This window comes from Niastella sp. OAS944 (assembly GCA_024809215.1).
Classification (GTDB): domain Bacteria; phylum Bacteroidota; class Bacteroidia; order Chitinophagales; family Chitinophagaceae; genus Niastella.
On record JANUBW010000004.1, the window covers coordinates 515858 to 529608 of the forward strand.

At 42.5% G+C, this 13751-nt stretch carries 11 protein-coding genes; 4 read left to right on the top strand and 7 right to left on the bottom strand.

The genetic code is table 11. The features are described 5' to 3' along the window. Positions 1-45: 45 nt before the first annotated feature. A complete protein-coding gene (locus tag GGD38_RS20350) occupies positions 46-1869 on the bottom strand; it encodes an ABC transporter ATP-binding protein (RefSeq protein WP_375302235.1) in 1824 nt (607 codons plus the stop codon). Positions 1870-1981: 112 nt separating this feature from the next. After that, on the bottom strand, positions 1982-2203 hold the full coding sequence (locus GGD38_RS20355; RefSeq protein ID WP_375302236.1) for a hypothetical protein: 222 nt from the start codon (positions 2201-2203) through the stop codon (positions 1982-1984). A gap of 207 nt (positions 2204-2410) precedes the next feature. Between GGD38_RS20355 and GGD38_RS20360 the strand changes: the two genes are divergently transcribed. Together GGD38_RS20360 and GGD38_RS20365 are read left to right on the top strand one after the other, a co-directional pair. After that, positions 2411-4117, top strand: a complete 1707-nt coding sequence (locus tag GGD38_RS20360; protein ID WP_375302237.1) for an alpha-glucosidase — start codon at positions 2411-2413, stop codon at positions 4115-4117. A 104-nt stretch (positions 4118-4221) separates the two neighbouring features. Beyond that, a complete protein-coding gene (locus GGD38_RS20365) occupies positions 4222-4758 on the top strand; it encodes a pyridoxamine 5'-phosphate oxidase family protein (protein WP_375302238.1) in 537 nt (178 codons plus the stop codon). 126 nt (positions 4759-4884) lie between these two features. Here the strand turns inward: GGD38_RS20365 and GGD38_RS20370 are convergent, their stop codons facing one another. The 3 genes from GGD38_RS20370 to GGD38_RS20380 form a co-directional block, all read right to left on the bottom strand. After that, positions 4885-6261, bottom strand: coding sequence for a hypothetical protein (locus tag GGD38_RS20370; RefSeq protein ID WP_375303872.1), 1377 nt, complete (start codon positions 6259-6261; stop codon positions 4885-4887). Between the two features lie 98 nt (positions 6262-6359). Further along, positions 6360-7025 (bottom strand): hypothetical protein, encoded by a 666-nt coding sequence (locus tag GGD38_RS20375; protein WP_375302241.1) that lies wholly within the window; start codon positions 7023-7025, stop codon positions 6360-6362. Between the two features lie 24 nt (positions 7026-7049). Next, complete coding sequence (locus GGD38_RS20380; protein ID WP_375302242.1) at positions 7050-7445, bottom strand: RDD family protein; 396 nt, start codon at positions 7443-7445, stop codon at positions 7050-7052. Positions 7446-7628: 183 nt separating this feature from the next. Between GGD38_RS20380 and GGD38_RS20385 the strand changes: the two genes are divergently transcribed. Beyond that, a complete protein-coding gene (locus GGD38_RS20385) occupies positions 7629-9647 on the top strand; it encodes a serine hydrolase (RefSeq protein ID WP_375302243.1) in 2019 nt (672 codons plus the stop codon). A 6-nt stretch (positions 9648-9653) separates the two neighbouring features. Here GGD38_RS20385 and GGD38_RS20390 read toward each other — a convergent pair whose 3' ends face one another. Continuing rightward, entirely contained in the window at positions 9654-10592 is a 939-nt protein-coding gene (locus GGD38_RS20390; RefSeq protein ID WP_375302244.1) for a tetratricopeptide repeat protein, read from the bottom strand. Between the two features lie 82 nt (positions 10593-10674). Beyond that, positions 10675-13092, bottom strand: coding sequence for a prolyl oligopeptidase family serine peptidase (locus GGD38_RS20395; RefSeq protein WP_375302245.1), 2418 nt, complete (start codon positions 13090-13092; stop codon positions 10675-10677). Between GGD38_RS20395 and GGD38_RS20400 the strand changes: the two genes are divergently transcribed. Further along, the gene (locus GGD38_RS20400; RefSeq protein ID WP_375302246.1) at positions 13091-13612 is read left to right on the top strand and encodes a serine hydrolase domain-containing protein; all 522 of its coding nucleotides are present in this window, start codon (positions 13091-13093) and stop codon (positions 13610-13612) included. The two genes, GGD38_RS20395 and GGD38_RS20400, sit on opposite strands and share 2 nt — an antisense overlap. Positions 13613-13751: the final 139 nt, after the last annotated feature.

The window sequence follows — 13751 nt, forward strand, 5'->3', positions numbered from 1 at the left end:
TTTTACGACGTAATTTCACCTATTTATCCCCATTTGTTAGTCGTTTTAGCCTTCCTCGCGCTCCTGTTTCAATTGTTGCTCGTATAAATACGCATAATAACCGCTTAATGATAATAATTCATTATGTGTTCCCGTCTCAACAATCTTCCCATCTTCGAGCACTACAATGGTGTCAAAATCGAAAAGAGTAAATATGCGGTGGGTAATTATAATAGCAGTTTTATGCTGAAGATAGATGCTCAAATTACCAAGGATCTCCTTCTCGGTACGGGCATCTACTGCACTTAAACAATCATCAAACACCACTATTTGCGGGTCTTTTGCCAGCGCGCGTGCAATAGAGATCCGTTGTTTTTGTCCGCCACTGAGGGTAACGCCCCGCTCCCCTACCATGGTTTCGTATTTTTCATGAAAATGCTCAATTTCCCTTTCCACACTGGCCGAACGGGCCGCTTTTACTGCCATTTCATGGTTTGCCTCACCAACCGGGCTGAACAGGATATTATTATTAATAGTATCGCTAAACAGGAAAACATCCTGCGGCACATAGCTTATCTGCCGGCGCAGCTCCTGCAGGTCCATTGTTTTAAGATCATTGCCATCGATGCTGATATTACCAACCGTAGGATCGTACATGCGTAATAGCAATTGCGCAATGGTTGTTTTACCGCTGCCGGTATGGCCAATGATAGCAATCTTTTGACCTTTCTTTATATGTAAATTGAAATTCGTTAATGCCTGTATGCCGGTGTTGGGATAAACAAAATCAACATTATTAAAGGTAATACTGCCATCAATAACCGGTTTTACTGCATTGGCAGGGTTTACTATAGCGGGGTTGGTATGTAAAAATTCATTGATGCGCTTTTGCGAAGCTGCCGCCCGTTGTATCATGCTGGCTGTCCACCCAATGGCGCCCACGGGGAAAGTGAGCATGTTTATATACATTACAAACTCGGCCAGGGTACTCATTTTCATATCATGCTGCCCGTAAATGGTATAAATGCCGCCAATCATAATAGTAAGCAGGGTACTTAGGCCAATCAGCAGGGTCATTGAAGGAAAATACATGGCCTCCATTTTAGCCAGTGAAATGGCATTGTCTTTATACTCCTCACTGTTCTTATCAAAGAATGAGAACATAGCCTTTTCCTGTACAAATGACTTTATTACCCTTATGCCCGAATACGATTCCTGCGCATTTGTCGTAAGGTCGCTCAGCAGGGCCTGAATACGTTCGCTTTTTTTATTGATAATAGTATTTACAACATATATAGTTACTGCCAAAATGGGCAATGGCGCCAGCACATACAGGGTAAGCAGGGGATCTTTTTTCACCATATAATAAACCGCCAGCGAGATCAGTGATACCAGGTTGATGAGATACATTATGGCAGGTCCTGTGAACATTCTTACCCGGCTTACGTCTTCCGACATGCGGTTCATGAGGTCGCCGGTACTATGCGTTTTATAGAAATTGGTATCGAGGGTGAGATAATGCTGAAATACCTGGTTCTTTTGGTCGAACTCTATATGGCGGCTCATAACAATAATGGTCTGCCGCATCAGGAACATAAAAATACCGCGAATAAGAGCCAGTACCAATATGACAATTCCGCTTAAAGCGATAACTGAAATGGTTTTGTGCTGTTCGGCAAATCCTATGAAGTAAGTTACCAGCCAGTCGTACTGAACAGAAGCTTTCTTTTGTTCAATACCAAAGGCCCGCTGTACCACATCGAACACGTAGCCCGTTACCTGGGGGGCCAGCACGGCAAAATAGTTGGAAACAACAATAAAAAGAATACCCAGGAAAAGCCGGTACCGGTATTTCCAGAAATATGCATTAAGCGCTTTTAAATGTTTCAACCGCAGGAATTTGAGAGGCAAATGTAAGTTGAAAAGTTAACAGGTTAACAGGTTGACAAGGTATCCTCCTGCTCAGCCCTCTAATTATTTGTTAACTTGTCAACTTGTTAACCTATAGCGCATCCGGGTCCGCCTTCATTTTTGGCGGCTCATCCCCTGCATCCTGCTCATTTTTAACCGGGTCTTCATCGTTCAGTTGGTTCAACGGCCCATCTTCGCCCCGTTCTTTTTGTAGCGTTTCTTCCCGCACCGTTTTATTATCGTTGCCAACACTTGTTTCAAACTCACTGTGTACGTCCTTATTTGGATCGTGTTTTTGTTTTTTGTTTTCCATGTAAGAAACCATTCAAAAGCCATACCCGCCTGGAATCAATAGGCAATAAGCAATTGGCAATAAGCAACCTGAGGAAAGATCCATTTTAGAGCGGGTTCGAAATTCGGCACCCTTGCCTATTGTCTATTGCCAATTGTCTATTGTCTATTGCCTATTGTTTGCCTGGCCCTGTAATTGCAAAACTGCTACAGCTTAATTAAAATACGTATGCACATCAAGGATAAAGAATGGTGGAAAGAAACGGTTATTTACCAGGTATACCCACGCAGTTTTAAAGATAGTAATGGTGATGGTATTGGCGACCTGCCCGGACTTATTTCAAAACTCGATTACATTCAAAGTTTGGGCGTTGGACTGGTTTGGCTGAACCCTATTTACGCTTCGCCCAATGACGACAATGGTTACGACATCAGTAACTATGAAGCCATATCACCCACATTTGGCACAATTGCCGATTTTAATGCCCTGCTGGCAGGTTTGCATTCACGAGGTATTAAACTCATTATGGACCTTGTAGTAAACCACACCAGCGATGAACATGCCTGGTTTATAGAATCACGTAAATCGCGCGATAATCCGTATCGCGATTATTATCACTGGTGGCCCGCAGAAAAAGGCAAACCACCACATCGCTATAGCTTTTTTGATAAGAAAGGCGATGCCTGGCAATACGACCCCGCTACCGATTCATACTACCTGCATTACTTCAGCAATAAACAACCCGATCTTAATTGGGAAAACCCTAAAGTAAGAAAGGAGGTTTATCAAATGATGAAGTTCTGGCTCGACAAAGGCATCGATGGCTTCAGGCTCGATGCCATTAGCTATATTTCAAAAGATACCACATGGCCGGTAGTTTCGAAGAAAGAGCTGGCTGAAAAATATAAGAACGACTTTTCCTACTTTTATTCAAAAGGGCCTAAACTGCATGAATACCTGCACGAAATGAACCGCGAGGTATTACAGCATTACCCAAACGCTGTTACCATTTCAGAAACGCCGGGTATTGAAAAAGAAGAAGCCTTGCAATTTGTACATGTAGACAGGCAGGAACTGCACATGTTATATCATTTTAAAGGCATGGAACTGGGTTATTCAAAAGAAGGCTTTAAACGCCCCGACCCTAACGGCTACAGCCTGCCGGCTTTTAAAAAGTTGTATACCGAATGGAATGATGTATTTGCCAAAGAAGGCTGGGGCACTATTTACCTGGGCAATCACGATCAACCCCGTATGCTTAGCCGCTGGGGAAACGATGCGCCAGAGTTCAGGGTACCATCGTCAAAACTGCTCATCACTTTTTTACTCACCATGCGTGCCACACCTATTTTTTACAATGGCGATGAACTGGGCATGGCCAATATAAAATTCGAAGACATACAGGACTACCGTGATATAGAAACCCTGTATATGTACCATTTTTTACAGGCCCAAAATGAAGACCTGGAGCAATTTATAAAAGACCAGCAATTTGGCGCACGCGATAACAGCCGCACACCTTTTCAGTGGGATGCCACCGCCTGTGCCGGCTTTACCACCTGCGACCCGTGGATAAAAGTAAACACCGACCATGCATTCATTAATAAAGAAGCGCAGGATGCCGATGGTAATTCGCCGTTAAATTATTTCAGACACCTGGTTCAGCTTCGCAAAGACCACCTGGAGTTAATTTACGGCGACTATAAAATGTACGATGCGGAACACAAACAAATTTATACGTACACCCGTACGCTCGAAAAAACAGCAACATTGATCATCCTTAATTTCTCAAATGACCTGGTGCCATACACCATTCCAAAAGAATTACACAAGAAGCAATTCCAGCTCATCAGCAATAACGAAACCTCCCTGCAACAGGAAGAACATGAGCTTACACTATTGCCCTGGCAAGCGCTTATATTTAAATTGAAATAGTAGAATATTGGCAACAACGAAGTTTATTCTTTATCATTCAGGTACGTATTGAGCAATAGCCTTCCCGGCACAATTGTTTAGCACTGTACTGCAAACAACATGTTATGGATAGCATAAATAAACAACAAAGGGAAACAAACCGGGAGAACCTGAGCAAAGAAGCTGCCATTAAAAAGTTGCGTGAACTGATTGACCATACAAAGACCTGCTTTTTTGATACCGGCCACCCTACTTCAGACTCAAACGGCGTTCGACCAATGAGTGTGCAGCAAATTGATGATCAGGGTAACCTTTGGTTCTTAAGCGCCAACGACAGCCATAAAAATAAAGAGATAGCCATGGACCGTTCAGTAAAACTGTTCTTTCAGGGTTCGGCCCATGCCGATTTCATGTACCTCACAGGTAAAGCAGAGATCATTCGCGATAAAAATAAAATTGAAGAGTTGTGGGAACCTATTATGAAAACCTGGTTCACTGAAGGAAAAGATGATCCCCGCATCACGGTTATAAAATTTGTTCCTGAAGAAGGTTATTACTGGGACACCAAACATGGCAAAGCCATTGCTTTCCTGAAAATGATGGTGGGCGCGGCTACCGGTAAAACAATGGATGATTCTATAGAAGGAAAACTTTCTATGTAAAGCACCTATTTATTAAAGGCAAGTTTTTTATATTAAGTACACGATGTAAGAAATAAGAAGTAAGAAGTATGACGCTCGCTAATGTCATACCTCTTACTTCTTACTTCTTACTTCTTACCTTCTACCTCAATATCTAAATATAGCTGCCAGTTCTCCAGCCTCTGGCATTTCATTCGCCTCCATAAAATACACCTCCCCTCCGTTTTGTATTGTTTTTAGTACTGCTTTATCAATAAGATCTTCCATGGTATCTGATTCTCTGTCCAAAATATCTAACTTATTCTCCTGTTCATTGAACGTGCCCCATATTCTGCTACCCTTTTTCACAAATAAATGCGACACTTTTGAATAATAGGTGGCTGGAATGATCTTACTTACATTCACTGAGGTGAGTTCGGTAGCCGACTTATTTCCATAATCTTCTAACGCACGTTTTAAAGGTTGTTCAAAGTAGGGCTTCATTGTAACCATGGCTTCATTGTACAATTCACTATCATTTTGCTGATGATGGTTGCCGGTCAATGCTTCGGGCCAAATGTGTTTATAGTCAGAAACCGATCTGTAGATCGGGATCAGAAAATCCTGTCCGGCCAATAACAATGGCACATTTTCTTTATTCAAATGACTTTGCCAAATGGTTTCATCAACTTCATCGAGGTAAGCCTGTATATTTTCTTTCTCATCGGGCCGTCCGGCGCCAATACCATGAAAGTTTGCGCTACCGGTGCCGCCTTTTCCGCCGGTCCTGAATAATCCATTGCCGCCTTTTTCTTCAAAATGCACCACATCATCTACACCGGTTGGTAAACCGGGCACTTGTAAATATTCAATACCTAATGCATCGGCACGATAAAACCTCGGGAACTTCTTGGCAATATCGAGTATATAAAAATATTCGGGGCGAACCATGAACGGCACCAGCGGACTAACATAAAAAGAGCTGTTCACTTCAACATGCTGTATCAATGGTGCGCGCAGTTTCAAATATTTAAAATATCCATCTGCAACATATACTGCGAGGCCATCACTTTGTTGGTACCAGAATTTTTCTTCACGTAAAAGATCATACCCGGGAGTAAGCATCTTTTTAATCACTATCTGATCGGTACCCTTTTCTTTCAAAAGCTTTTCTGCCTGTTGCAAAGCGCTCTTGAAGGCCGTCATATCAACCTGTTCATTTACTTCCACACCGGCTTTATGGGTAGGCAGTAAGATGCTTACACAAGGGGCCTCATTGTAACCAGCCAGTTCAATAAATAACTGCTTTGTTAAATTGCCACTTAATTCTTCCCTTGCTGTTTTTGTAAATTCTTCAGTATAGGTAGCGTTTCTGCTTTTACTTTCCGTTGATGCTGCTTTTGAAAAGTCCTCCCCTTTGCTGGTATTGCGGTTAGGGTGTCGTACCGGCAGATCTGATGGTAATTCAGGTTCACTTTTATTAGCGCCCGATGGCTTGCCTTTATCAACTCTTGCTTTTGATGGTTTTTCTCTATCCTGCTTCATACAATATCAATTTATTGTATGACCTCAATAAATATACCAGCCCAATTGCTGGCGGGCAAACTTTAGTGGGGGAACATTTGCACCTAAACGTTTTACATCTACGAAATCGGAGTTTTTGGCAGAAGCACAAATACTAACACTACTTGTACGGGAAAGGTAACCACATCGAGCCCAACAGTGAAAGGCACCAGCAGATACCTTGCCGGCATGCGCCGCTGGGGTTGAAAAGTTATAAGATATTTTTTATTGTTCTTATCTCTAATAGTAAAGCTTACCGCTTTTCTTTTGATCTCCTCCGTTATCATACAGAACCCCTGTGTTGGAATGGAAGTTTTACCCTTATGCTTTTCAACCAGATATTCGTTCCTTGCCATTTCCTTATATAAACCTGAGGTATCGGTCATGCGGGTTTCCTTCTTCAATAAAACGATGCGTTGGGTAGCCTTTCTATTTTTTGCATCCTTTACAGTATATACACCGTCGAGGTTCTCACATGTTGAATCTTCGCTATGAAAATCCTCAGCACCGCTTGCACTGTATTTGCTTAAGATGGTATCGAGTGGAACCACCGTTTTATATACAGATCGCCTGTAACGCTTTTTATAAACAATAACGGCATTGCCACTGCTATCTTTATAAGAAGTAAGTACTTCTTTTAACCGCTCGGGCATTCTATCCTCCTTAGCTCTATCGAGGGTGGTAATAGTTAAAAAACAACCGGTAAATAAAAAAGAAGTACCAATTAACAGTAATAAGTATCGCATAAATAACAAAAGTATTTAAGGAGCTTAATTATTAGTTTCCAATTTTATCATTACACTCCCTGCTGCCAGATCATGTATTGCTCTGCGTTGTGGGTTCGACGAAATGGTGAGAAACGAAACCCAGCCTAAAAAAAACTTAATGGGGTACCTGATCAAAGCTTGCAGTATATTGATCTTCTTAGATGTATTGGAAGCTCTTCTCACTCTTATTCCCTTAAAATAATTGCCCGGTGTACAACCCAATGCAATAAGCACAGGTTCATATATAACAAACAGCCCAACAAAAATGGCAATACGCACCCAGTCGGGCACATACTCATACTTATCAATAATAGAAGCAGCGATAAACAGTAATATCAAACACAGTATAAAGTCGATAAACGTTGACTGAATTCTGTCCTTTAATTCGGGATAGTTCATAAGCAGGTGGTTAACAGCCCACATAATACAAAACAACCACTTAAATTACAATACTATACCGTTAGCTGCCATGCAACAATTTGTTAATTAAAGTTACTTTTATCTGTAACCTGTTCAACCGCCCGGTCGTCGTATGCTTATCATCAGGGCAAGTTCATCAATCACATTTCAAACCGCGGTAATATGAAATTAAAACCATTGATCAAAACCAGCTGTATGCTGGTAATTTGCTGCATATTATGCATACAACTATTTGCTCATAACGGAAGTGTGGCCCTCGCCTATCCGTTTACCGGTAAAATAACGGTCGACGGTAACTTTACCGACTGGCCGGCCGATGCCACAAAATATATCATTGCGCAGTGTGCATCAGAAACCAAACCAAAGAATGACGCCGATTTCTCGGGCTTTTTTCAGTTGGGTTACCGTACCGACAACCACTCATTATATATTGCATTTACTATTACCGACGATGATTTTCTGGAAGACACCACTGCAAACGTTCGATGGAATACACAGGACGGGATTGAGGTAAGCATCGATGCCCGCCACCTGTTAACCGGTTCAGGAGTAGCATCGTTTATATACAGCAAAAAACTGCGTAATATCAATAAGGCATTTTATGATCCTTTTGCCAAAGCCGCCAACTGGAATATAATGGAAGTGGCCATGGTGCAACGCGGCACTACGCGTTATTACGAATGGCGTATACAGTTAGACAATGAACTACAGGCAGGCAAAACAATAGGGCTCGATTTTAATGTATTTGATAAAGATGCCGATGGCAGCTTTTCCTGGTCATCGTGGGGTAAAGGCGACAGTAAGTATATGAACCCCAATAGCCTGGGCGATATTATCATTATGCCCGCCGCTGCTAAGCTGGGTACCGTAATGGGCAAACTCAGCTGGGATAAAGCCTCCAAAATAAAACTGCCCGAACAGGTACGTTTGAATGCGGTATCGGACTCAAGGCTTTGGGTTGATGCCGGGCTCGACAGCCTGGGTAACTATTCAATCACCATCCCCGCCGGTAAATACACCATCGCCCTACCCGATGATTACTATAAAAGAGATGAAAAGGTTTACCTTACCATACAAAAAAAGCCGGTTACAGTAACAGCGAAACCCGGCGGTAAAATTGTTGCTCCTGAAATAATAATCCCTGCTACCCCCGCGCCCGATCTTATACCCGAGAAAGGCGTACTGTTTGACTTTAACCCATCAAACACAACACAAATTGACCAGTTTATTGAAACCTACCAACGATACTATCATATTCCCGGAGTTTCATTTGCCCTTATAAAAGAGGGGAAGCTGGTGTATCATAAAACATATGGTGTTCGAAACCGCATAACGGGCGACAAAGTAGAAGATCAAACGTTGTTTGAAGCCGCATCAATAACCAAACCCGTATTTGCCTTTGCCGTTGAGCGCCTGGCCGACCGGGGCATTATTGACCTTGACAAACCGTTGTATGAATACCTGCCCTATAAAGACATAGAATACGACGACCGGTATAAACTCATCACCGCACGGCATGTACTAACGCACCGTACCGGCTTTCCTAACTGGCGTTGGATGAACCCCGACAATAAACTAAACATCAAGTTTACACCCGGAACAAGCTTTGGTTACTCAGGCGAAGGTTTCGAATACCTGAAACTGGTAGTAGAAAAGATCACCGGCAAAAAAGTAGAACAGGTATTACAGGAAGAAGTGATTGAACCAATGGGGCTATACCATACCTTCTTTTCAAAAAACGATTCACTTGGACGTGTGAAATCAAATGGGCATGTTGACAATTTACCAACGGAAGCCGATATGCCCGATAGCCCCGGCATGGCCTGGTCGATGCATACAGAAGCAAAGATCTTTACGCAGTTTATGCTATACCTGTTAGAACAAAAAGGACTAAAGCCCGAAACTTACAACACCGTATTGTCAAAACATTCCGACTATCCCTGGGATAAAGATCATCCCCAACCAACAATCCCTACTTATATGGGTATGAGCCTTGAAATACGCGAAACACCCTTTGGTAAATCATTTGGCCATGGCGGTAACAATGGCGATTTTAAATGCAAGTTTGAAGTGTATAAAGACCTTAAAATGGGTTATGTGATGTTCACTAATTCCAGCACATCGGACGCGCTGCTTGAAAACTTACGCAAGTTTTTGATTGAGGGAAAAGACAAGCCCTAATGAACATTACCTTTTGTATCGATAAGTCCGTTTTTTATAGATAAAAAGGACCGCTGTCATCAAAATAAAAAAACCTGTAATAATAAGGCTGGCCTTTTTGCCGGCCTTATTATCATTTTTTACTATTGTTTCATTGGGAACTTCTTTCTGTTGCAGTTGTTTGTTTTCTTCACGCCATATGCTTTCAGCAATCCGTACATTTATCAAATCGCCTTCAAACCCATATTTCTGCGCCAGCTCATACTCACGCTGAGCATAATTGTACCAACCCAATTCATAGGCTGCATTGCCAAGATCAAAAAGCAACTGCGCCACCAGTTTATCTTTGGGTTTTACAAAACTCATCCGTTCGTTCAACTGGTAAGATAATTGATTATACAAATCCGTCAACCTTTCAGTTGATAATCCGGATTTTGGCTTGCTATCATTGCCAAAATTTGTGTTCAGTAAGAAATCGGTAGTATAAAACTGTTCGCCTTTTATTTTGGCTTCCAGTATTTTTACATGTATCCATTCAGAACTATAATGCGAATTGGGTTCTATTTCAACCGCCCGCTTTATCCAATGCAGGGCTTTCTCATTTTGTCCGGCAAGTTCATATGCAGTACCAATATTAGAAGCGGTTGAATACCTGTTTGGTTCCCTCTTTTCTATATCAAGATAAAGATCGATGGCCTCATCATATTTCTTAAGCAGCACCAGCAATAAGCCTTTATCAGAAAGATAGTCAAGGTCTTTTGTTGTTTTATACAGTTTATCGAGCTTTTTAATGATGCCGTTATATTGCGCGGTATCCCTAAACTTATGACCATGCGGTACCTTGTCCCTTTCGTCTACATAAAGCAGGGTACCGTCTTTTAACCCGTACGTTGCGCCATTTAAACAGGCGAATGATTTAAACAGAAAAGAAAAGGTTAGTGCAAACGCAATTAATATTTTCTTCATACAATAGAAAAATACATAAATAAATGCATTATTTCAACCTATGCCCGGTTAATTCGACTTTACCGTAACCAATAATTCGCCATTAAAACGACTTCTTATCAGCGTTCTTCACATATTTTTCAAGCCAGGCGTTCTGCTCATACAACATATGTAATAAATTTTCCTTACCACGATAACCATGGGCTTCGTAAGGTAAACTCACAAACCGTACGGTTCCGCCATGCCCTTTTACAGCATTGAATAAACGCTCGCTTTGAATAGGAAATGTACCGGGGTTATCATCCATTTCACCATGTATCAGCAGCAAAGGCGTTTTTATTTTATCGGCATAACTGAAGGGACTCATAGCAGCATATAATTCAGGCGCCTGCCAGTAAGTACGTTCTTCATTCTGAAAACCAAAAGGCGTTAAGCTTCTGTTATAGGCACCGCTGCGGGCAATGCCTGCTTTAAACAGGTTCGTATGCGCCAGCAGGTTGGCAGTCATAAAAGCGCCATAGCTATGACCGCCAATAGCCACCCGATCCTTATCCCCTACACCCATTTCGGCCAGCTTATTAATGGCGGCTTCGGCATTCATTCTTAACTGATCAATAAAATTATCGTTGGGCTTTTTATCTTCACTGGTAGCCACAACAGGCATTTCTGTATTATCGAGCACTGCATAACCCTGTGTTACCCAAAAAACCGGACCGCCATAACTTACCATGGTGAACTTTTCCTTTGAACCCCGGATCTGTGCTGCATCAGCTGCAGAATTGAATTCGCGCGGATAAGCCCACATCAATACAGGTAATGGACCATCTTTTTTAGCATCATAATTCTTTGGCAAATACAGATCGCCGGTAAGGTCAATACCATCGGCTCTTTTATATAATAACTTTTGCCTGGTAATTCCGTCCAATGAGGGATATGGATTGGCAAATGTGGTAAGTGGCCGGTCGGCTATACGTAACACCAGGTTGCGTAAGTAATAGTTAGGCATTTCTTTTTGCGACTCGCGGCGGGTGATAAGCACCAGTTTATCTACATCCAACACATCGGTCACCATTTCAAACCAACCTTCCTGGCAACGCCAAATGATCTCATTCTTCTTTGTGGCCAAATTGAACCTGGCAATAAACGGCAGATCACCTTTTGGTGAACTACCAACCTGGTTATTCATCAACAATTTGGTATCGTTATCAATGAGCTTTATTACGCTACGGCCGTAACTATTTTTTACAGTTACAGGATTACCGGGATCGTTATAGGCATCTGTAGCATTCCGCTCAAGCAGTGTTTCCAACTGGCCGGTTGCCGGGTTATACCGGCTAAGGCGGGTATTTTGTTTGCTTTGCAAACGTTCTCTTACCAATGCAAATTTATCGTTGCCCCAGCTAATGCCGGCATACCGCCAGCTTGTTTTAAAAAGCGTGGAAGGCTCTCCGGTAAATGGAGCGTTCAAAGCATATACCACATCATGAAAATCGGTCTTGCTTTTGTAAATACCGCTATCAAGCGGGGCACACCATACCACAGTAGCAGCCACATCATCGCGCCATTCAAAAGCACGCGGTGCATTCAGCACATTATCGTAACCCGAAGGCGACAATTCCGACGACGGCAATTCAGCTATCACCTTTATTACTTTGCCTGTTAAATCGGTTACACTTACTGTTGCATTGAACCCATAAGCAGGCACCAGGTAACTAAACGGTTTATGTATGGTGCGGGTGAGCAAATACTTTTTATCGGGTGAAAGCATATAACTGGCATAAATAGCCGGTTTACCAATTTTTGTTTCTACCCCATTTATATTTTTTACAAGCTGTGTGGTTGTGTAGAACTCGAACAGCTTTTCATCATAAGGCGATCTTATCAGATCCTGGTAAGTACGGCTGGGCGCTACTTTACCCAGGTTTTCCTGAATGGCGGGGCCCGCAGGCATAAGCGATTTAACCGGCGCGGCCGAAGCGGGTAGTAAAATACTTTTATACAACAGCGTGTTGTCATCCATCCATACGTAATCGTCGGCCAGTATAAGGTTCAGCGATTGTTTATTCACCTTTGTTGCCTTGCGGGTGGCAAGGTCAATAACATACAGGTCAACGCTTTTATTGGTGGTGTTAATAAAAGCGATCTTTTTCTCGTCGGGGCTCCAGCGCACACTACCGGCCAGCATGTTGGCGGGCAAACCGGCCACCGGGTATTCCTTTCCGGCCTTAAGATCTTTTAAGATGAAATTGTTGATGAAGTTCTGCCGGCTGGGCGCAAAGTTATTGGGGTTGATGCGTTGTCCCGCAATCTTTAGTTCGGGTTGGGCCAGTTCTTCTACCGATGGATAACTATTGCGTTCCATCTGTAGCATCCAGGTGCCTTTTTCATTAAAGCTTACGGCAGGTGTAGGTTTGGCCAGCAGCAGTTCGGTTATGGCTGCGGGCGGTGTTTTATAGCCCTCGTCCTGGGCGATGCATACTTTAAAAATAAAAACTGTTATCAGCAGTAACATTTTTCTCATGTGTGTAGTTTGTAGCAAGGTAGTTAAAAATCGGCACCAGTTTATTGAAACCTACCAACGTTATTATCATATTCCCGGAGTTTCATTCGCCCTTATAAAAGAGGGGAAGCTGGTGTATCATAAAACATATGGTGTTCGCAACCGCATAACGAGCGAAAAGGTAGAAGATCAAACGTTATTTGCAGCCGCATCTATAACCAAACCGGTATATGCATTTGCCGTTGAGCGTCTTGCCGATCGTGGTGTTATTGACCTCGACAAACCGCTGTACGAATACTTGCCGTATAAAGATATAGAACAGGATGAACGGTACAAGCTCATTACCGAGCGGCATGTATTAACGCATCGCACCGGTTTTCCTAACTGGTGCTGGATGAACCCCGATAATAAACTTAACATTAAATTCAAGCCCGGCACAAGCTTCGGTTACTCAGGTGAATGTTTCGAATATATAAAACTGGTAGTAGAAAAGATAAACGGCAAAAAAGATAGAGCAGGCATTACAGAAAGAAGTGATTGAACCCATAGGTTTATACCATACCTTCTTTTCAAAAAACGACTCTTTGTCACCGGTAAAATCAAATGGGCCTGTTGATAACTTACCTACGGAGGCCGATATGCGCGATAGCCCGGTATGGCCTGGTCAATGCATACCGAAG